Source organism: Metabacillus litoralis, from assembly GCF_007994985.1.
GTDB lineage: Bacteria > Bacillota > Bacilli > Bacillales > Bacillaceae > Metabacillus > Metabacillus litoralis.
Window position 1 is genome coordinate 402,890 of record NZ_VOQF01000005.1, and the last position, 20,061, is coordinate 422,950.

Annotated in this window: 22 protein-coding genes; 14 read left to right on the forward strand and 8 right to left on the reverse strand. The window is 34.0% G+C overall.

Features of this window, described 5'->3' with window-relative positions; genetic code table 11:
- Window positions 1-6 precede the first annotated feature (6 nt).
- The 4 genes from FS935_RS09990 (at window position 7) to spsC (ending at window position 2,960) form a co-directional block, all read left to right on the forward strand.
- Window positions 7-1,221 carry an NAD(P)/FAD-dependent oxidoreductase gene (locus FS935_RS09990; protein WP_146948082.1) on the forward strand — a complete coding sequence of 405 codons (1,215 nt, stop codon included), beginning with the start codon at window positions 7-9 and terminating at the stop codon, window positions 1,219-1,221.
- A 264-nt stretch (window positions 1,222-1,485) separates the two neighbouring features.
- Window positions 1,486-1,608 carry a YuiA family protein gene (locus FS935_RS23420; RefSeq protein WP_158638586.1) on the forward strand — a complete coding sequence of 41 codons (123 nt, stop codon included), beginning with the start codon at window positions 1,486-1,488 and terminating at the stop codon, window positions 1,606-1,608.
- 75 nt (window positions 1,609-1,683) lie between these two features.
- Complete coding sequence (locus FS935_RS09995) at window positions 1,684-2,004, forward strand: YuiB family protein (protein ID WP_146948084.1); 321 nt, start codon at window positions 1,684-1,686, stop codon at window positions 2,002-2,004.
- A gap of 230 nt (window positions 2,005-2,234) precedes the next feature.
- A complete protein-coding gene (gene spsC / locus FS935_RS10000) occupies window positions 2,235-2,960 on the forward strand; it encodes a stationary phase survival protein SpsC (RefSeq protein WP_146948086.1) in 726 nt (241 codons plus the stop codon).
- A 36-nt stretch (window positions 2,961-2,996) separates the two neighbouring features.
- Here the strand turns inward: spsC and FS935_RS10005 are convergent, their stop codons facing one another.
- Window positions 2,997-3,803 carry a cobalamin-binding protein gene (locus FS935_RS10005; protein ID WP_146948088.1) on the reverse strand — a complete coding sequence of 269 codons (807 nt, stop codon included), beginning with the start codon at window positions 3,801-3,803 and terminating at the stop codon, window positions 2,997-2,999.
- Between the two features lie 13 nt (window positions 3,804-3,816).
- Window positions 3,817-4,296, reverse strand: coding sequence for a divergent PAP2 family protein (locus FS935_RS10010; RefSeq protein ID WP_146948090.1), 480 nt, complete (start codon window positions 4,294-4,296; stop codon window positions 3,817-3,819).
- Window positions 4,297-4,613: 317 nt separating this feature from the next.
- Between FS935_RS10010 and FS935_RS10015 the strand changes: the two genes are divergently transcribed.
- The 3 genes from FS935_RS10015 to FS935_RS10025 all read left to right on the forward strand — a co-directional run bounded on the left by FS935_RS10015 (window position 4,614) and on the right by FS935_RS10025 (window position 9,678).
- A complete protein-coding gene (locus tag FS935_RS10015) occupies window positions 4,614-6,116 on the forward strand; it encodes a leucyl aminopeptidase (RefSeq protein ID WP_146948092.1) in 1,503 nt (500 codons plus the stop codon).
- Window positions 6,117-7,116: 1,000 nt separating this feature from the next.
- Entirely contained in the window at window positions 7,117-8,451 is a 1,335-nt protein-coding gene (locus FS935_RS10020) for a Na+/H+ antiporter family protein (RefSeq protein ID WP_146948094.1), read from the forward strand.
- 777 nt (window positions 8,452-9,228) lie between these two features.
- Window positions 9,229-9,678 (forward strand): DUF6241 domain-containing protein, encoded by a 450-nt coding sequence (locus FS935_RS10025; RefSeq protein WP_146948096.1) that lies wholly within the window; start codon window positions 9,229-9,231, stop codon window positions 9,676-9,678.
- A gap of 45 nt (window positions 9,679-9,723) precedes the next feature.
- Here FS935_RS10025 and FS935_RS10030 read toward each other — a convergent pair whose 3' ends face one another.
- Window positions 9,724-10,308, reverse strand: a complete 585-nt coding sequence (locus FS935_RS10030; protein ID WP_240050876.1) for a biotin transporter BioY — start codon at window positions 10,306-10,308, stop codon at window positions 9,724-9,726.
- Window positions 10,309-10,420: 112 nt separating this feature from the next.
- On the opposite strand from FS935_RS10030, the gene FS935_RS10035 reads away from it, so the two are divergent.
- A complete protein-coding gene (locus tag FS935_RS10035; protein WP_146948098.1) occupies window positions 10,421-11,020 on the forward strand; it encodes a sulfite oxidase-like oxidoreductase in 600 nt (199 codons plus the stop codon).
- A gap of 296 nt (window positions 11,021-11,316) precedes the next feature.
- Here the strand turns inward: FS935_RS10035 and FS935_RS10040 are convergent, their stop codons facing one another.
- The 3 genes from FS935_RS10040 to FS935_RS10050 form a co-directional block, all read right to left on the reverse strand.
- On the reverse strand, window positions 11,317-11,490 hold the full coding sequence (locus FS935_RS10040) for a YjfB family protein (protein ID WP_146948100.1): 174 nt from the start codon (window positions 11,488-11,490) through the stop codon (window positions 11,317-11,319).
- A 170-nt stretch (window positions 11,491-11,660) separates the two neighbouring features.
- Window positions 11,661-11,852: a hypothetical protein gene (locus tag FS935_RS10045; protein ID WP_146948102.1), complete on the reverse strand. Its 192-nt coding sequence runs from the start codon at window positions 11,850-11,852 to the stop codon at window positions 11,661-11,663.
- 112 nt (window positions 11,853-11,964) lie between these two features.
- Complete coding sequence (locus tag FS935_RS10050; protein WP_146948104.1) at window positions 11,965-12,387, reverse strand: organic hydroperoxide resistance protein; 423 nt, start codon at window positions 12,385-12,387, stop codon at window positions 11,965-11,967.
- Window positions 12,388-12,553: 166 nt separating this feature from the next.
- Between FS935_RS10050 and FS935_RS10055 the strand changes: the two genes are divergently transcribed.
- Window positions 12,554-12,982 carry a MarR family winged helix-turn-helix transcriptional regulator gene (locus FS935_RS10055; protein ID WP_146948106.1) on the forward strand — a complete coding sequence of 143 codons (429 nt, stop codon included), beginning with the start codon at window positions 12,554-12,556 and terminating at the stop codon, window positions 12,980-12,982.
- Window positions 12,983-13,097: 115 nt separating this feature from the next.
- Here the strand turns inward: FS935_RS10055 and ald are convergent, their stop codons facing one another.
- The gene (gene ald, locus FS935_RS10060) at window positions 13,098-14,231 is read right to left on the reverse strand and encodes an alanine dehydrogenase (RefSeq protein ID WP_146948108.1); all 1,134 of its coding nucleotides are present in this window, start codon (window positions 14,229-14,231) and stop codon (window positions 13,098-13,100) included.
- A 125-nt stretch (window positions 14,232-14,356) separates the two neighbouring features.
- Window positions 14,357-15,589, reverse strand: a complete 1,233-nt coding sequence (adeR, locus tag FS935_RS10065) for a sporulation transcriptional activator AdeR (protein WP_146948110.1) — start codon at window positions 15,587-15,589, stop codon at window positions 14,357-14,359.
- 465 nt (window positions 15,590-16,054) lie between these two features.
- Here adeR and FS935_RS10070 point away from each other — a divergent pair, with 465 nt between their 5' ends.
- From FS935_RS10070 to FS935_RS10090, 5 genes are all read left to right on the forward strand, one after another.
- Window positions 16,055-16,807, forward strand: a complete 753-nt coding sequence (locus FS935_RS10070; protein WP_146948111.1) for a (S)-benzoin forming benzil reductase — start codon at window positions 16,055-16,057, stop codon at window positions 16,805-16,807.
- A 253-nt stretch (window positions 16,808-17,060) separates the two neighbouring features.
- Window positions 17,061-18,386: a sensor histidine kinase gene (locus FS935_RS10075; RefSeq protein WP_146948113.1), complete on the forward strand. Its 1,326-nt coding sequence runs from the start codon at window positions 17,061-17,063 to the stop codon at window positions 18,384-18,386.
- A 216-nt stretch (window positions 18,387-18,602) separates the two neighbouring features.
- Window positions 18,603-19,136 (forward strand): HD domain-containing protein, encoded by a 534-nt coding sequence (locus tag FS935_RS10080; RefSeq protein ID WP_146948115.1) that lies wholly within the window; start codon window positions 18,603-18,605, stop codon window positions 19,134-19,136.
- 74 nt (window positions 19,137-19,210) lie between these two features.
- Complete coding sequence (locus FS935_RS10085) at window positions 19,211-19,441, forward strand: YuzF family protein (protein ID WP_146948117.1); 231 nt, start codon at window positions 19,211-19,213, stop codon at window positions 19,439-19,441.
- 140 nt (window positions 19,442-19,581) lie between these two features.
- Window positions 19,582-20,004 (forward strand): MerR family transcriptional regulator, encoded by a 423-nt coding sequence (locus FS935_RS10090; RefSeq protein ID WP_158638587.1) that lies wholly within the window; start codon window positions 19,582-19,584, stop codon window positions 20,002-20,004.
- Window positions 20,005-20,061 lie beyond the last annotated feature (57 nt).

A 20,061-nucleotide genomic window follows, 5' to 3' on the forward strand; every position in this document is an offset into this window, starting at 1 on the left:
TATCCGTTGAGAAAGCCAAGAATTGTCGTTTTAGGTGCAGGTTATGGTGGATTAATTACAGTTACACGATTACAAAAGCAAGTCGGTGTTGACGAAGCAGAAATTACATTAATAAATAAAAATGACTATCATTATGAAACTACATGGTTACATGAAGCTTCAGCAGGAACTTTACATCATGATAAAGCTCGTTATCAAATTAAGGATATTATTGATAATAGTCGTGTGAATTTTGTTCAAGACACTGTTGTTTCTATTGATAAAGAAGCAAAAAAAGTTGTCATGACAAATGGCGAAGTAGAATATGACTATCTAGTTATTTCTTTAGGTGCTCATCCAGAAACATTTGGTATCCAAGGCTTAAAAGAGTTTGCTTTCGGAATTACAAGCATTGATTCTGCTCGCCAACTACGTGAGCATATTGAATACCAATTCGCTACATATAACATGGAAGCGGAGAAGAAAGATGAGCGTCTAACAATTGTTGTTGGAGGCGCTGGCTTCACTGGAATTGAATTCCTTGGAGAATTAGGAAACAGAATTCCAGAGCTTTGTAAAGAGTATGATGTAGATTTTAATAAAGTTCGTATTATCTGTGTGGAAGCAGCACCAACAGCCTTACCAGGCTTTGATCCTGAATTAGTTGACTACGCAGTTAACCATTTACAGAAAAAAGGCGTAGAATTCATGATTGGTACAGCAATTAAGGAATGTATTGAAGAAGGTATCATCGTTGCTAAAGGTGAAGAGCTTGAGACAATTAAAGCTGGTACTGTTGTATGGGCAGCAGGTGTACGTGGTAATAGCGTTGTTGAAGAAGCGGGCTTTGAAAACATGCGTGGTCGTGTAAAAGTTGATGGTTTCTTACGTGCTCCAGGTCATGATGATGTATTTATCATTGGTGATTGTGCATTAATCATTAACGAAGAAATTAACCGTCCATATCCTCCGACAGCTCAAATTGCTATGCAACAAGGTGAGGTATGTGCGAAAAACTTATCTGTAGCAATTCGTGAGCGCGGTGAAATGGCTACATTTACTCCGGATATTAAAGGATCTGTTGCATCATTAGGAGAACATGATGCAGTTGGTGTTGTATTTGGTAAAAAGTTAGTTGGTACAAAAGCTTCATTTATGAAAAAGATGATCGATAACCGTGCATTATTCATGGTTGGCGGACCATCATTAGTAGTGAAAAAAGGGAAATTTAATATTTTGTAAAATTATAGAAAACACTAAAGGACAAGGGCTCATGCTCTTGTCCTTTTCTACAATAAGTAAATACCCACTATAATATCGCTCTTAGGGCTTCTATTCTACTTTAGAAATTATATTTTCTAAATAGTAAGAAAATTAAAGAGAAATAAAGCATGATCAGTATGTATTCGCTTACATAAACAATTTTGTCAGAATATCTCCCTTTATAATTGTCAGAATAATTGGTATATTATCTAAAACAATTCATTTTCCAAAGGGGAGACGTTTATGAATACAACAGAGGTAATAACAAAGGAATGTCCCTATTGTTCTGGTAAAGGGTATTTTCAGCTAATGCTCGGTGGATCTGAAACATGTGGAAGTTGTGAAGGTTCAGGTAAGAAGTCATAAAACGTTCACTGACTTTCAATTGACTGTCCTTCAATCGTCCTTTACACTAATAATGGTGTAATGGAGGTGATAGCGATGTTAAGCTTACCTGTTTTATTAATATCTATGCTTTTATTTTTAGTTTTATTTTTTGGAATCGGTTTTTTATTAAATATGCTTTTACGTATGTCATGGATAATGGCAATTATATATCCTTTAGTTTGTATTTTTATTATAGATGATGTGAGATTTATACAATATTTCCAAAATCCTGGTGAGTCTTTTGCTGAATTAGGTAATAAAATAACCTCACTTGCTCTTGCTGACTTATTAATCTTATCTTTTGGCTTAATAGGTGCGATTCTTGCTGGAGTTACAATTAAAATGCTGCGTAAAAGAGGCTATCAAATGTTTTAAACATATACTTAATACAAGCTTCGCATCAAAATTTGATGTGAGGCTATTTGCGTTATATATGAATATCATTGGCGCCAGACCCCTTTATTAACAAGGATTTGAAAAGGTGCAAAATGTTGTAAAATTACTCCTGCTAAACTCTCAATATATATTTTTTTTTCATTATTTATGAATACTTTCTTGCAAATTAGGGAACGAATAAATTTGTGAGAGGAGTGGAAAGTAAATATATGATAAGTATAAAGAGAGTAAGTAAAAGAATTATTATGACCTTATTATTTTTAGGTGCATTAACGACAACATTTGAAGCTATATCAGGTGTTAAAGCAAAGGACATTGCAAACTGGTATGGATATGATCAGGTAAACTCAGGATATAATAATAGTGTTAATAAGTCAGAAGAGAAAGATACATTTAAGTTTTTGGGACTTTCTTTCAAATCGTTAAGAAGTGAACCTACTGTTACTAAAGAAATTTCTTCAAGTGTAGAAGCGGTGAATAGTGATGTTTCATTGGAGGATGCTTTTGACTGGTCGAAGTTTCCAACAAAAAAAGTTGTCGCAACTGGATATACAGCAGGTGTAGAATCAACAGGTAAAAACCCTGATCATCCTAGTTATGGAATTACATATTCAGGAGTAAAGGTAAAGCGTGATTTATACTCTACTGTTGCTGCAGATCTAGATGTGTTCCCATTAGGGACAATCTTATTTATTCCAGGTTATGGATATGGTGTTGTAGCAGATAAAGGTGGGGCAATAAAAGGGAATAAATTAGATCTCTTTTATGAAACAGTATCTGAGGTTTACAATGATTGGGGCAAGAAGCATTTAGATGTATATGTTGTCGAGATGGGTGACGGCACAATAACAGAACAAGAATTAGAAAAGCTAAACAATGATGAGTCCATGCAGGTATTTAGACAAAAATATATAAAAGATAAAACAAAAAGCTAATGGATTCTTCCATTAGCTTTTTCAAATTCATACTATTTAAAGCAAGAGCTCATTTTCCTTTGGCTGTGGATATAAAGTAGGATGTAATATAAAAGCAAGCTTTTGAAGTCCATATAGTAGTCTTGGAGAGGGACGACAAAATAATGACTCTTCTAATAGATGAAGATGCCCATTTTGAACAGCTTTTAGATCTTGAGCATTCGCTCTTTTTAACACATGTGAAGTTTTCATCCTAGACTGTTTAACACCTACCCATGATAAACAGATATGATCAGGATCACGGTTAAAAACATCCTCCCAATTTGTTTGAACACTTGCTAATTCTACATCATCAAAAATATTTTTTGCACCAGCTAATTCACTAAGCTCTGAAAGCCAATTTATTTTACCTGGAGTGAAAATAGGATTTGGCCACCATTCGAAGTAAACTGATGGATGTTGGTCTATAGTCTCAGAAATGGCACGGTATGTATTCAGAGTATTGTTATATTTTTTTAAAACTTCTCTTGTTTCGGCTTCTTTACCAGTTGCTTTTCCTAATACTTCAAGATCACTTGCAATATCGCTGAATGATTGAGGATTAAACACGATATGAGGTATGTTACGAGCTTCTAACTCTTTCACATTTTTCTCCATACCTGGTACGCTTAGAGAAGCTAACACTAAATCTGGCTTATAGGATTCAAGAAGATCCATATCAATGGATAGATCAGGACCTAGCCTAGGAAGGTGGTTTAATTCTAATGGCCAATCAGAAAAGTCATCTAGTGCAACAAGATCGTTCTTTAACCCTAAATAAACTGCAAGCTCTGTATTACTTGGACAAATAGAAATTAGTTTCACATAATCCCTCCTCTTAAAGTGTAAATAAAAAATGTAATAATAGAGCTAAGCATATCCCAGTTAATCCGCCAAAAAATACTTCAATTGGCTGATGACCTAAGAGCTCTTTCAACTTCTTTTGTTTATCTTTCATTTCTTTATTTGGCCAAACTTTCGCTTCTTCAACAAAAGTATTGAAATCAAGCACCAATTGATTTAGTACTGTTGCTTGCTCGCCAGCATGCCTTCTTACTCCTGTAGCATCAAACATTGTAATAATGGCAAAAACGGCTGATATCGCAAAAATTGAAGAATCTAAACCATGATCTAGTGCAACCCCAGTAGCAAGAGCTGTAACCGCTGCTGAATGGGAGCTAGGCATTCCTCCTGTACTTGTTACAAGAGACCAATCCCACTTTCTTGTTGCAATAAATAAAATAGGTACCTTAACAAACTGTGCAAAGAAAATAGCTGCTAATGCTGCAATTAAAGGGAAATTTAGAAATAGTTCCAAAATGAGTGCTCCTTTCAAATGTAAAACATTATTAAAGTGCTTACAATGTTAATTAAACTTTCTATTTGTTACAATCAAATAGAAAAAAAAGCTAGGGAACAAAGATAATTTTGTATGTAGTTTTAAATTAGTTAAAACAATAAAAAATGATTTTTCTCATTATAGCATATCTTCTAATCCCACCCTTAAACAATGAGAATTTAGTATTATGCATGTTTTTATTGATTATAACTACATATACTTACTACGTTCTCTAAAGTTTGATTACAATGTTAAAATAAATACCCAGTTTTTCAAATCCCATGGAGGTGTTTTTGTTGTTTCAAGTACATAATCAACTTAAGTTAGAAGATCATGAAACACTTGTGATCGGTTTATTTCAACAAAATAATAAATTATCTGGTTACATAGCAGATTTAGATAATCAATTAGGTGGTAAACTTTCAGAGTTAATAAAAGATGGAGACTTATCTGCTAAAAGAAAAACCATTACTAAAATACATACCCTTGGTAAGCTTCCTGTAAAACGTATTTACATAGTTGGTTTGGGTAAAGAGAAATTATTAGACTTTACATCAGTAAAAGAAGTCTTTGGTAAATTGTTCAAAACCGTTCAAGAAATGAAAGCTCATCACCTGACAGTCGCACTAGAAACATTTGTTGCAGAAAATCTTGATCAAAATGAAGCAGCCCATGCATTGGCAGAAGCTTTTGCTTTATCTACTTACCAGATACAAGATTATAAGCAGAAATCAAATGAGCCTGAACATAAAATTGAGACAATCCATATTGCAGTTGATACAGAAGACAATGATGAAATCAAATCAAGTCTTGAGGTGGGGTATGCGTTTGGACAAGGAACAAATAGTGCAAGAACATTAACAAATATGCCACCAAATCTTTTAACGGCAACAGATCTAGCAGCTTATTCAATTGAATTGGCAAAGAAATATCATTTTGAATATGAAATTCTTGAAAAAGAGGAAATGGAACGCCTTGGAATGGGTGCATTATTAGCTGTAAATAAAGGTTCAGAAGAGCCACCAAAAATGATCGTTTTGAAATATCAAGGCAAGGATGAGTGGACAGACGTTATAGGATTGGTAGGCAAAGGTATTACCTATGATACAGGAGGTTATTCAATTAAACCAAAAGATGGAATTGTTGGAATGAAAACAGATATGGGTGGAGCTGCATCTGTTCTTGGAGCAATGGAAATTATCGGTGAAATCAAGCCGGAACAAAATGTTGTTGCTGTTATTCCATCTACTGATAATATGATCAGTGGTGGTGCATTTAAGCCTGACGACGTTATTGTGTCATTAAGTGGAAAAACGATTGAAGTGCTTAATACAGATGCTGAAGGACGACTTGCACTTGCAGATGGAGTGACATATGCAAAACATCATGGTGCAAATTATTTAGTAGATGTTGCAACATTAACTGGAGGAGTAATAATTGCCTTAGGAACTGATACAACAGGTGCAATGACTAATAATGAGCCATTATTCGAACAAATTCTTCAAGCATCCCATGAATGTGAAGAACCAGTGTGGCGCTTACCAATTTTCGAAAAAGATAAAAAACGCGTTCGTAATAGTAAAATGGCAGATCTAAACAACTCACCAGGTCGTGAAGGTCATGCGATAATGGCTGGTGCCTTTATCGGAGAATTTGCTGAAGAAACTCCATGGGTACATCTTGATATAGCAGGAACAGCTACAACTTCAAAAGAAACTGACCTAGGCCCATCAGGCGCAACAGGTGTTATGGCTAGAACATTGGCTACATTTGTAGAACGTTTTGAGATTAATGAATAAATTATTTTGTAGAAGGATTGTCTTATTTGTTTAGTAGCTTCTAATTACGAGGAGAAGATCTAAAGTCACATTCTATAGAATTTCAATTAAAATAGCACGCCAAAAAAGCTTGAGGAGTTCTTTTTACCTCAAGCTTTTTTAAATTTTTATTGTGGTATATAGAATTAGCAACAATTTTGTAGAGAAAAGATTAATTGAAATGTTTGGTAGTACCGTGTTCGTTCCATTTCGCTCCAGACACTTGCTTTCCGCAGGGAGGAAGCTGAGTCTCCTCGGCTTCGCCTGTGGGGTCTCAGCCTTTCCTCTACACCTGCAGGAGTCAAGTGTCTTCCGCTCCATTCCACTAAAGTTATGGAAATTGTTTAATAGAACACAATCTTTATAAAAAACAAAAAAGAACCATTAAATAAAATAAGTTATAGCGTACCTTTATTGATGAGGTGAAACAGTTTCTATATGCAATACAAGGTCCGATTATATAAGAAGAAAAAAATGGACTTTATATAGTGTATTTCTTCAATTTACTTAAATCAACATAGTTTACGAAAAGGTACTTAATTTTAAAAACTAAGTATGAAGAGCGAGCCAGTATTTATAGACTAATTTAAAGCACATACTCGGAATATATGCACTTTGTTGATTGGAGTGAAATGCAATAGACTTTACAGGCGCGCAGCTTATGAGGAGGAATATTCTTTCCTAGGAAAAAACGAACTTCATTTTTTTCGGGGAAAGCGTATGCCTATAACGAAAATCAACAACCAAGTTTAACTCAGACTATTTATAAAGGTTATCTAAGTATCTCATTTTTGTTATTTAGCACTATAACAGAATTTTCAAAGTCTGATAAATCTTGATTTTTACATGAAGAAGTAATATATCAGTTTATCACAATAATAAAATCCTATTGACATAATAAAAAAAGCTATGTTAAATTATACTCTGTTATTTTATTTCTCTACCATATTAGCAAACTAAAGGATTTTTGGAGGTTATCATCATGAATGCTGTCATTATTGCAGTTTTAGTCATGCTTATTTTAAGCTTACTAAGAATAAATGTTGTCTTTGCACTTGTAATAGGTGCGCTTATTGGAGGACTCACTGGAGGTTTAGATGTTGCAACAACAATCCAAACCTTTACAAATGGTCTTGGTGGTAACGCTACAGTTGCGTTAAGTTATGCATTACTAGGTGCATTTGCTGTTGCATTATCAAAAACAGGGTTACCAGATGCAATTGTAGAAGGTGCGATTAAATTAGTCGGTCGTGAAGGAGAAGCAAGACGAAAAACGCTTTCTAAAGTTTTAATCATCTTACTAATCCTAATCATTTCAATTTTTTCACAAAATGTGATACCAGTTCATATTGCTTTTATTCCAGTTCTTATTCCACCATTGCTAAAAGTTCTAAACGAGCTACAAGTGGATCGACGCTTAATTGCAACAGTCATCACATTTGGATTAATTACACCATACATGTTTTTACCTGTAGGATTTGGCGCAATCTTTCATGAAATAATGCAAACAAACATGGAACAAAGTGGTCTTGTTGTTTCATTAGCAGATATTCCAGCAGCAATGTCTATCCCTGCGATTGGAATGGTTTTAGGTTTATTAACAGCCATCTTTATTTCTTATCGTAAGAAAAGAATATATGAAACTCGTGAAGTAGCAGGACAGGAAGCGAGTAATACTTACACAGCTAAAAGTCTTGTTATCGCTATTGTAGCGATTATCGTGTCACTTTCCGTTCAACTATATCTTTCACAGCAGCTAGGTGTTGAAGGAATGATTTTTGGTGCATTGGCTGGTGTCGTTGTTATTTATTTAGGAGGATCACTAAAGCGGAATGAAGCAGATGTTATTATGACAAATGGTATGAAAATGATGGCGTTTATCGGCTTTGTGATGATTACAGCATCTGGTTTTGCTAGTGTCTTGAAAGAAACAGGACATGTTGAATTGTTAGTCCAAGATGCTGCTAGCTTAATAGGAGGTAATCAAGCAATAGGAGCTTTATTAATGTTGCTTGTTGGATTATTAGTTACAATGGGGATTGGATCTTCTTTCTCTACAATACCTATTATCACAACAATTTTTGTTCCATTAAGTTTAGAGTTAGGGTTAAGTCCTATGGCAACAATTGCGATTGTTGGAACGGCTGCGGCGTTAGGTGACGCTGGTTCACCTGCATCTGATAGTACTTTAGGTCCTACATCTGGTCTAGCAGCGGATGGTAATCACAATCACATTTGGGATACATGTGTACCAACCTTTATTCATTATAATATTCCTCTTATTTTATTTGGATGGATTGCAGCAATTATTTTATAAGTAGCTTAACAGAAAGAGGCTAGCATAAGTAGTTAAGCTATTGTTAAACCCGAATTATTAGGTGATATTTCAATTAATCATTCCCCTAATAGTTCGGGTTTTTATTTGCCGTCTTCAATATTTTTGATTTTTCATAATATTTTTAAGAACTTAGTGGAATGGAGCGGAAGACACTCGACTCCTACGGGAATAGAGGAAAGGCTGAGACCCCACAGGCGCTTGCGCTGAGGAGGCTCAGCTTCCTCCCCGTGGAAAGCGAGTGTCTGCAGCGCAATGAAACGAACTTGTTTCTTTCAGCTTAACTGAATTTAGATTATTCATCTTTTTGGATGATTTCTTTAATTATGTCCCAGTCTCTTTTCGTACTATTTCATTCTCTCCAGTAACTCCTCATCATCCTACTCTAGTATTTGATCTACTAATTCAGGATTGTTCTCTATTAATTCTTTCTCTATCTTTTCTCTATCTTTTATATCTAAAAAGTACTTTTTTAATAATAAAGCTTTCATCTCTATTCACCCTCTTTATTTACTATACTACCTTTATTGACAAAACTAGAATCAATTATACATTGAATTTTAAAAAATAGTAAAAATATGAAGAAGATTTTTCGACAAAGCTTTCTCTTGTAATCGATGTTTTAAGCATTGTATCATTAACTTATCCTATATTTGGGAGGTGTTTTAACTGATTTGGATCAAAGAACACAAGTTAATCGTTTCTAGTATCGTTATTATATCAATCTTTTTAGGAGTGTTAGGAGTTATATTAGTAGATATGATTGATAATCAACCTGTTTCTTCATCACAAACAGTTGAGAAGAATGATGTTGATAACGAAGAAAATAAGGATTCTTCTAATGAAACGATTGTAACTGAAAATCCCTTTGGAAAAGGTACATCTACTTTGTCAGAGGAAGATATTCTTAATTATATGCATGGAATGTCTCATCAAAAAGTTGTAGCAGAGGAAAAGTGGCTTCACTATGAAATGACAAGTGAGCGTATTCAGTACTTGATTAACGAAATCGAAAGCGGAGACTATGAAAATGAAGAGAAATATCTTTCTATCCTAAATAAATGGAAAGAGGGTAATTTTTCTGAAGCTGATAAAGATCATAACGTTATTTGGAGCTTACAAGGTGGAACAGTAGGGAAAGCGACAGGAGTTATGAGTGCTGAACAGGAAGAAAGCTATCTGGAAACGTATGAAGGTAAGATTCAATAAATAAGTAAAAAGACAGCAGTGATTGCTGTCTTTTTGTTCATTAATTTATGCTGCTATTCTTTTACTTGTTGCTTTTGTAACCGCAAAATAAATACGTGGTGCAATAGCAGCACCAAGAATAGTGAAAGCAACGTCTTTTACAATAAACCATAACATTACAGCCCATGCCGCCCCATATGACATAGGGGCATTCATCCATACATTTAGAGCAAGCCACATATAAGTAGTACCCACTACGTAAATTGTAGTGATTCCAACAAAAGAAGCAGTAAAGAAAGCAGATGCTTTCTTCTCTTTGCTTAATTCCATCACTTTACCAACTAAAAAGGCAGTAACAATATAAGATAATATAAATCCACCAGTACTTCCAAAAATAACTCCAATACCACCACTAAATTGTGCGAACACAGGAGCTCCAGCGATCCCTACTAAAGCATAGATCGTCATTGACAATGCACCAAGTCGACTACCTAGTAGTAAACCTGCTAAAATACAGAAAAATGGCTGCATTGATAATGGTACACCTGCGACTTGAAGGAAAGGTGCCCAAGAAGTAATATTTGCGCCAACGGCCATTAACGCGGCAAACATTCCAACTAATGAAATATCATATGTACTCAATTTTTTCAACTTAACTCCCCCTAAGATATAATTGATATCTAATGTTAGAATAATCTAGGAAAAAAACTATGTCAACTTAATTTTATAAAAGGTTAACAATTGATCGGGAGGTTAGCAGCATATGTACTTTGGGAAGAAAAGAAACAATAATCAAGAGCCAGGAAGAGTACCACCAAACCAAAACGTCACATCGACATTTCCTGTTCTGCATGCTGGAAATGTGCCTTATTATAAAGACCTCTCAAAATGGAACTTACAGGTATATGGACTTGTTGAAGCCCCGAAACTCTTTACATTAGAGGAAATTATGTCTCTGCCTCAAAGTAATACATTAAATGATATTCATTGTGTAACGGGATGGTCAAAGCTTGATACAAACTGGCAAGGTGTTAAAACAAAGGATATAGCGAAAGAAGTGCAAATCAAGGACAATGCCAAGTTTGTGATATTATATGCAGAAGAGGGATGGACAACAAACCTTTCTATTGATGATTTTCTAAAGGAAACAAGTCTTTTAGCACATTCATTTGCAAATGAGAAGCTAACACCTGAGCATGGCTTTCCACTTCGGGGAGTTTTTCCTCACTTATATTTTTGGAAAAGTGCAAAATGGTTAAGAGGTATTCAGTTTACGGAGCAAAATCATCCTGGATTTTGGGAAAGAAATGGTTATCATATGGAAGGTGATCCATTTAAGGAACAACGTTTTAGTTATGACTGATTATTAAGGATAAGGGCAAGACATGGATGTGTTAGTAAAAGTAATCAGCATTTGTTGTTTTGTCTAGTCTTGCCCAATAAGGTTAATGGTGGACAAATTTGGATAATATTATAACAAAATAATGAAAGAACATTTAGTGTTATTTCGACAACTATAAAAAAGATTGTAGAATTTTGTTTATTTCTTAACGACCAACTAAGAAAAAAACTGACCCATTATAAATGAGTCAGTTCTTTGCAAAAAGATGAGAAAGCATACAATTCTGCACTTAGTTTTAGTGTCTTGCGCTCTTCTTATTACGCTTTAAGATCTAAAGACTTTCCAAGACTAGGATGTGGTGCTTCTAACATCTTCAGCATTTGTTCACTTGTTTGTTGTGATGCATCCATTGTTTGTTTTGCTAGAGCAATACTGACACTTTGGCCTAAAGAAGCTTGTTTCAGACCAATAGATAAAGCTGCGATATCCATAGAGTTCACCTCCACTATAAATATCGGCTACATCTTGGATAATGTAACAGAAATAGTGCATTTTAGTTTGTTTTAATAGTCATCGTTATGTAAACATTGACCTACTAATAGATAACATGATAAAAAAAGAGCAATCCAAAAATGGAAAGCTCCTAAAGAGAAAGGGTGTATTAAACTTCTTCTAAAACATTTACTGTTTGTCCACATTGATCTAGTGCTGACTCAACAGATTGTAAAGAGCTTTGAATTCTTTCACGATTAGAATCCTTTTCAACGGTTTGAAGTGCTTGCTGTAATGAATTCTTAGCATTTTCTAAAGCTGAATAAGAATCTTGAACATAACCTCGTGCATTTTTTTTCATGTAAAACACCCTCCTTATTTTTTCAACAGAATTAGTTTGTGAAAAAACAACAAAATTATGTCTTCTAAAGAAAAAAGAGGATGATAATAGATATCACGCCTCTTTAGGGTTATTAATATACTTCAGTTTTTAAATTTACATCAATATTGCCGTTTGTTGCTTTTGAGTATGGACATACGCCATGTGCGATTTTTACTAATTCCTCAGCTTCTGCTAATTCAACACCTTGAATCTCGACTAATAAAGTGGCTTCAAGCTTAAATCCACCATCAGTATCTTTCCCAATTGAAACCTCTGCTGTTACTTTTGATTCGATTTTCTTTCTTGCTTGTCGTGCGACTAAGCCTAGAGCACTATCAAAACAAGCTGCATAACCTGCTGCAAATAGTTGTTCGGGATTTGTAGCGCCTGCATCACCTTTGCCTCCTAAAGCTTTTGGCATAGATAACGCTAAATCTAAAACACCATCACTACTTTGTACTTTACCTATACGACCACCCTCTGCAGACGCTTTTGCTGTGTATAATAATTCCATACTTATCCCACCTCTTCTAATAATAAATTGTTTAAAATTATATTGTGTACAATGTAAATATAAAGCGTTCTATAATAATTGTCAACAATTAGATTGTGAACAACTAAAAATAAATATGGTATGATAATGCTAGCTTTATTGTTGAGTAGAAAGGAAATAGAGGGATATGAAAAATGACATTTTGTCTTTAGAAAATCAATTATGTTTTAAACTATATACAGCTGAAAAAGAGATCATGAAAATCTATCGTACTTTATTAGAGGATCTTGGGGTAACGTATCCACAATATTTAGCATTGCTGGTTTTGTGGGAGGAACAGGATATTTCAGTGAAAAAATTAGGTGAAAAGTTATTTCTAGACTCGGGAACTTTAACACCAATGCTAAAAAGGATGGAAGTAAACGGCTTGATTACCCGTAAAAGATCTATAGAAGATGAACGCGTAGTGTTAATAGCTCTTACGGAAAAAGGCGAGGGTTTACAGCAGGAAGCTACTTGTATTCCAAAGCAACTTGTAGAAAAGTTAATGTTAAATGAAAGTGACTTGATTCAACTAAATAATATCTTATCAACACTTGTTGGAAAGCTTCATTAAATCGTAAAGAATATATAGCTTTATATGTGAAATTAGACAAAAGGCACCACAGTTAGAATTGAGATGAAATTGATAAAAAAGCAATCCGAAAAGAATCCGGATTGCTTTAAATAAATTAATTTAATGAATATTCTTTTTCAATTACGTCTCTAACTTCTCTATATGAATAACCTAGGTCTCTAGCAACTGCTTCATATGTGATTTCTCCTGCTATTACGTTTACACCTGCTTGTAGTGCTGGATTATCACTAATTGCTCTGTATGCGCCTTTATTTGCAATTTGAAGGGCATAAGGAACAGTAACATTTGTTAAAGCAATTGTAGATGTGCGAGGAACAGCTCCTGGCATGTTAGCAACAGCGTAGTGTAATACACCATGCTTTTCATATGTTGGGTTATCATGTGTTGTAATATGATCAACTGTTTCAACGATTCCACCTTGGTCAATTGCAACATCGACAATAACAGATCCGGGGTTCATTGCTTGCACCATTTCCTCTGATACAAGTGTCGGAGCTTTTGCACCAGGAATTAGTACCGCACAAATTAGTAAATCTGCTTCAGCCACTGCATTAGCGATATTCATTGGGTTAGACATAAGTGTTTTAATTTGTGTGCCAAAGATATCGTCTAATTGACGTAAGCGGTCTGCACTTAAATCAATAATGGTCACATCAGCACCTAATCCGATTGCCATTTTAGCTGCATTTGTTCCAACAACACCACCGCCAATAATCGTTACTTTACCACGATTAACGCCTGGAACACCTGCAAGTAAAATTCCTTTTCCACCTTTAGGTTTTTCAAGGAATTGTGCACCGATTTGTGCTGCCATTCGACCTGCAACTTCACTCATTGGAGTAAGAAGTGGAAGTGTGCGGTTAGCCGTTACCGTTTCATAGGCAATCGCAGTAACACCGCTATCTTTTAATGCTTTTGCTAGATCAGGCTCTGCTGCTAAATGGAGATATGTGAATAATACTAGGCCTTTTCTAAAATACTGATACTCAGTAGGTAGAGGTTCTTTAACTTTCATGACCATTTCAGCATCTGCCCACACTTTTGCAGCCTCTTCAATAATTTCTGCGCCAGCAAATACGTAATCTTCATTTTCAAACCCACTGCCTAAGCCAGCATTATGTTCTACTAATACGCGATGACCAGAAGCTACTAATTGAGTTACCCCACCTGGAGTTAACGCAACACGATTTTCATTATTTTTAATTTCTGTAGGAACACCAATAATCATAAAAAACCTTCCCCCTAAAAATCCAAGATTTAAAAATCATCTATTTATTATCGCAAGTATAAATAAAATGAATTGAAAAATCTTTGTTTAAAATAGAGAAAGGTTTTTTGGTTGTTTGTGAAAAATCACAAAGACAAGCGATCAAGCTTAAGATCAAGGTAAATTGTTAGCTTTTGATTCATATTTTTCAAGTTAATTTCAGCAATTTCAGATATTCTTTTGAGTCGATAATTTAGTGTGTTTACATGAATATTTAACGCCTTTGAAGCATCATGTACATGGCTATCTAGATTTAAGAAAACCTCAAGAGTTTCCACAAGGTTTGAACTATGTTGTTTATCATATTCTTTTAGTTTTTGTAAGGAATAATTAACATAATCAGATTGTTTTCTTAGATCATAAAGGATATCAAGATACTGATAAATACCTAGCTCTGAGAAACTAGTTAACTCCTTTGTTTCCAATGGAAACTTCTTTTTTAATGTTAAAACAGCTTCAGCTTCTTTATAGCTTTTTTCGATAAAAGTCGGATTGGTACAAATACCACCAATACTTGCCATCACATTTTTGAATGAGTAACGTTCATGTAGCTGGCGAAGCATGTGTGTAGTAAATTGTTTGATATCAGTAAGTGGTGAAGCTCCCTTCGAAGATAGCAAAATGACTACCTCGTCAAAGTCAATTGTATGAAAAATAATATTTACCTGCTGTGTTGTTTGTAACATATACGTTAGTTTTTTTTCAGCTGTAGCATTTAATTCATGAGGGAATTTAAATACAACTATGGTAAAAGGGACAGGCAAGCTTAAATTTAATTCTTGAAATCCAGTTATGATTTCAGCTTCAGAAGATATATGACCAGTAAGCAGCTTCCAGAAGAATTCTTGATTTCTTTCTTCTTTCTTTGTTTTTCTTACTTGTAAATTTAACATTTTGTTTTTTACAGCTTGTGCTGCTTTCTTAAGAAGAAGTAGTTCGTTTTCTTCAAGATGCTTTTCAATTTCCAGTGCCCAAATAAAACCTAATACCTCATTATTTTTCCAAATGGAGATGGCAATCCGATTGCCTAGTCCTACTTCATCAATCTGACCAACTCTCACTGGTTCGTCCGTTTTTAATAGTTGTGGAATTGTTCCATCCTTCCATAAACTATTAATTACTTTTTCAGGCACTCGTCTACCAATAATAGTTGAGATTCTTGCTTGATCTGTGCAATCATCGTGGGTACTATAAGCTAATAGCCGATGATTAACGTCTTCAATGGTAATCGGGCATTGAAGAACCTCACTAATCTTATCTGCTACATCTTCTAATCTTTCAAAATGATATTTAAATGGATCATAAGAAAATTCATTCATCTTATCCCTACTTATTACGCAATTTTTCTATGTTTATTCTGATTTTAGATTAGTATGAAGAAAGCTGTTTGTCAAAGGAACAAATAGTAATTATGTATTACTTGTTTTTGACGACATATTTATGATAAAAATGGAGAGGGATATAAGGTAATTAATGGAAGGTTTGTAGTGGAGATCATTTTTGTTTTTAGTGCTTTAATAATAGTGAAAGTGAATAACATGGTAAAGAATAAGGCTATGTTAAAGCTTAATGTTGATTTTTAGAACTTTGTTGATTGGAGGTGAATATATGAGACTCCTGCTTAGAGAAGCGTGTCATAGGGAGACCCCACAGGCGCGCAGCTTACGAGGAGGCTCCCGGACCTAGGAAAAAACGAACTACCTTTTTTCCCGGGAAAGCGAATGCCTGTAACGGAAATCAACAACAAAGTTTAACAAAGCCAAGAATAAAAAGGAGTGCGGTAAATGAATTACTACATTATAACAGGTGCATCAAAAGGATTAGGAGAAGCAATAGTTAAGGAATTAATAGGAAAAGATAATACGATCTACTATCTATCGAGATCACAAAATGTGAAATTAGAGGAATTAGCTGCATCTCAACAAATGGAGCTTATCTTTGAAGAATGTGATTTATCGAACATTGAACAAGCACAAACTGTATTCACTAAAATTTTAAGGAGTATTGACATGCAACATGCTAATAATATTACCTTAATAAATAATGCTGGTATGGTGAATCCAATCAAAAATGTTGGTACGATTAAAAAAGAAGAAATGATATTAAATGTACACCTTAATTTACTTACACCGATGCTTCTTTCAGAAATCTTTATTAAGCATATGAAAAACATACCTGTTCAAGCAGTAATAGCTAACATAACTTCAGGTGCAGCAAACCGACCTATAAGTGGATGGAGTGCATACTGTAGTACAAAAGCAGGATTAAATATGTTCACAAATACAATAGGTGTTGAGCAGGTGGAAGGGCAAGGAAATGTAGTGGCTATAGGGTTCTCACCAGGTATTATGGATACAGACATGCAAGAAACTATCCGTAGTGCAAATCAGGAGGATTTTTCCTCAATAGATCAATTTAAAGAGTTTCATGAAAAAGGAATGTTAAGATCTCCAAGCATTGTTGCCCAGATATTTGTGAAATTATTGTCTAGACCCCTAGATAATGGCAGGATTTATGATGTGAAGGAATTCGTATAATGGTTGAAAGAGAAGAATGTGGCATTTTACTTATTTTGAGTGTCTAGTCCTAGGAACTTTTCTTTGTTGATGTTATTTTACATAAATAATGGTGATAATTGTTAAATTTTTATAGAGAATTCATAAAAAAAGATTCGCAAATTTTGTCAAGTGATGCAATAATAACTTTATAAAGAAAAAAATGTATGCTTATAGTTCTTTACTCTTATAAACTAGTACTATAGTTAAAGTAAGAACTGTTAAAAGGAAAGTGTTGAGGTGGCTGAATATTAAACAATTAAAACAAAAAAAGTTTGTAGTCATCATCTCCGTAACCATATTAATAATTACGGTTCTTTCTTCTCTGAATTTATACATCACTTATTCAAACACAAAAAAAACAATTGAATTAACTATTGCTAGTCAAGCGACGTCCACAGCACATGCTGTATTAAATAATTTTAACACTAGTATATATGAAGAATATCTACAAAACCAAGATTCAATAATTAACCGTCTAAATTTAGAAAAAGAACTACAAAAAGCCAAAAGTCAAACAGACGCTTTATATGTTTATATTCTAAAAAAAGATAATCAAAATCAACCATTCTTAGTAGCGGATGGATTTCCTGGGCTTGATTTAACGACATTAGATGATTGCTGCAAAATTTATAAGATACCTAATAAAGAGTTTACTGAGAAAACTCCATTCACATCAAGAGTAAATGATAGAGATAATGAAACATACATAATGTCTGGTGTTCCGATTAATGGTTCAAAAGGACAAGTCATTGGATCACTTGTCGTAGAGATAGGAGCCGCAAAAGTAAGGGGAATAACTGATGAGGTTCTACACAATAGTTGGACGTTTTTCCTATTTAGTAGCTGTTTTGTTTTATTTGCTTTTAGTATATTTATTGCTTTTCAATTTTGGTATAGAAAAGAAGTAACATCACAGGTTGGAGAGGCTGAAGAAACATACCAAGGTGAATTTCAGTCAATGCTGCAAACAATGCGTTCCATTCGACACGATTTTATCAATCATATTCAAGTTATTCAGGGCTTGCTGAAGATTGGTAGAGAAGATCGTGCATTTGAATATGTTAATTCTTTATCAAAAGAAGTAGAAACAATGGAATTACCGATAAAAATAAAGCATCCAGCTCTCTATATTTTATTACAAACAAAATGGGCAAGAGCTCAAAATGATAAAGTAGACATGCATTTGCTAATTGATGACCATCAATTCTCGAAAATTAAATCAATAGACTTAATAAAGATATTTTCAAATTTAATAGATAATGCATTTGATGCAACCTTCTCACTGCCAGAATTAGATAGATTTATAAGTGTTGAGGCAACAGTAACACCAACTGCTTATATTTTTAAAGTGGAAAATATTGGACCGACAATTTCAGAAGATCAAATAACGAAAATATTCCAGGTTGGATTTTCAACAAAAACAGAGAGAAACGGTATTCCAAGAGGAGACGGACTCAGCATAGTAAAGCAGGTTGTCAATAAGTATTCCGGACAAATTTCTGTTCAATCACAAAAAAACACAACATGTTTTATAGTGCAAATTCCTGTTAAATCATAAAGAGGATAACTTAAGGGCCAGATCCTTTATAAGTTATCCTCTTTTTGATTTTTTTAATATTCTTATGGAAAAATCAATAAATATGTTCCGAATTTTAATTTTCTTCATATATATGAAAAAAGGTCTTTTTCAGATGTTAGATTAAATGCCATCTCAGTTGAATAGATGAAATAATTATGTTAGATTGTTCTGAATATCATTAAAAGGAGGATGATCATGCGACGAGTTAAATTGGTGGATGTTTTCACACATCCAATCTCACAAAAATATTTAAATCGTTCTGGTGTGGCCCATGCGATAAAAGTAGCCCAATATGCCGTACAGCTCGCCGTGAAGCATGAGGTTAATCCTGATATTGCGGCAAAGGCGGCACTTCTCCATGATATCGGTCATTATGAATGGTATACAGATGGAGAATGGGACTTTGAGGAATACAAAAAAAATGATATTCATGCTATCAAAGGTGCAGAACGTGCACACCGATTATTAATTCGACTTGGAGAAGATCGACAAAATGCCAAGGAAATAGCTTTAGCGGTTTTACTTCATACAGATTCATACTTGCCAGATAAAACAATAAAGAAAACATCACTACAGCAAATCATAAGCTCTGCAGATGAAATGGATGAAGAGCCATTTGGTAAACACCATTATCGTAGAATTCCACTTGAAGAAGCTTTACACCATGTCATGCAGTTAGATAAAGAGATTGATCTTCATTTGATGAGTGAATATAGAAAATCTGTATAAATAATTAAAATGATCGTGACATGAACCTAGCTCCCTTCATATAGTGTAAAGAATTAGAGAAGGGAGATTATAAAATGAACTATTCCAATCAAATGCATGCTGGTCCTGAAATGGTAACATATGTTGAACCTTATGTTTTTCAAACATTACAAACACTAATAGGTAAATTTGCAGTCATTCAAACAGTCAGAGATAGTTTAAGAGGAAAAGTGATGGATGTTAAACCAGACCATATCGTTGTACAGGTGGGAGATTCTACGTTTTTTGTTCGCTCACAACAAATAGTATCGGTTATGCCTGATTAAAAAGGCAGATAAACAGGCGTAATAAGCCTGTTTTTTTAATACATAAAAGTAAAATTCTAAAAAGTGTAACGTTTGACTGTACAGTTTAAGCAGTTTAAAATAATTGTATCAATAATACGAGGTGATACGATGGGGTTTTGTTGTTTAAAATAGGAGAACTAGCTAAAAAGGCAAATGTATCAAAGCGAACAATTGACTATTATACTCAATTAGGTTTGTTACATATAGAGACTACCTCTGCTTCAAATTATCGTTTATACACTGAAAAGGCTATTGATGATATACGTTTTATTGAAGACTGTAAAAAATTGAATATGAGTTTACAAGAAATTAAGGAACGTCTTGAATTAAAACGTTTTAATAAGAAGTCAATTGAAAACGATGAAGCTTGTTTAAAGCATGCAGAGTTGTTAGCTACACATATGAAACAGTTAGAATATGAAATTAAAGAATTAAAACCGATATTTGAACAACTTAGTCAAGATTCACAATTAGAAATTACGAATCGAATAAATCCCCAAAGTAAAGCATTAATGCAGTCTATACTATTATTGATACAATAATAGCAGACAAGAAATATAGTAATTTATAAACTTATGATTTAATACTTAGAGGAGGAA

Excerpts from the sequence above, each read along its gene's own strand:
- adeR (WP_146948110.1), bottom strand. The coding sequence starts at position 15,589 with ATGAATGAATTTTCTTATGATCCATTTAAATATCATTTTGAAAGATTA.
- FS935_RS23420 (WP_158638586.1), top strand. The coding sequence starts at position 1,486 with ATGAATACAACAGAGGTAATAACAAAGGAATGTCCCTATTGTTCTGGT.
- FS935_RS10035 (WP_146948098.1), top strand. The coding sequence starts at position 10,421 with ATGTACTTTGGGAAGAAAAGAAACAATAATCAAGAGCCAGGAAGAGTA.
- ald (WP_146948108.1), bottom strand. The coding sequence starts at position 14,231 with ATGATTATTGGTGTTCCTACAGAAATTAAAAATAATGAAAATCGTGTT.
- FS935_RS10070 (WP_146948111.1), top strand. The coding sequence starts at position 16,055 with ATGAATTACTACATTATAACAGGTGCATCAAAAGGATTAGGAGAAGCA.
- FS935_RS10050 (WP_146948104.1), bottom strand. The coding sequence starts at position 12,387 with ATGGAATTATTATACACAGCAAAAGCGTCTGCAGAGGGTGGTCGTATA.
- FS935_RS09995 (WP_146948084.1), top strand. The coding sequence starts at position 1,684 with ATGTTAAGCTTACCTGTTTTATTAATATCTATGCTTTTATTTTTAGTT.
- FS935_RS10025 (WP_146948096.1), top strand. The coding sequence starts at position 9,229 with ATGATTGATAATCAACCTGTTTCTTCATCACAAACAGTTGAGAAGAAT.
- FS935_RS10020 (WP_146948094.1), top strand. The coding sequence starts at position 7,117 with ATGAATGCTGTCATTATTGCAGTTTTAGTCATGCTTATTTTAAGCTTA.
- spsC (WP_146948086.1), top strand. The coding sequence starts at position 2,235 with ATGATAAGTATAAAGAGAGTAAGTAAAAGAATTATTATGACCTTATTA.
- FS935_RS10085 (WP_146948117.1), top strand. The coding sequence starts at position 19,211 with ATGAACTATTCCAATCAAATGCATGCTGGTCCTGAAATGGTAACATAT.
- FS935_RS10045 (WP_146948102.1), bottom strand. The coding sequence starts at position 11,852 with ATGAAAAAAAATGCACGAGGTTATGTTCAAGATTCTTATTCAGCTTTA.
- FS935_RS10040 (WP_146948100.1), bottom strand. The coding sequence starts at position 11,490 with ATGGATATCGCAGCTTTATCTATTGGTCTGAAACAAGCTTCTTTAGGC.
- FS935_RS10055 (WP_146948106.1), top strand. The coding sequence starts at position 12,554 with ATGAAAAATGACATTTTGTCTTTAGAAAATCAATTATGTTTTAAACTA.
- FS935_RS10080 (WP_146948115.1), top strand. The coding sequence starts at position 18,603 with ATGCGACGAGTTAAATTGGTGGATGTTTTCACACATCCAATCTCACAA.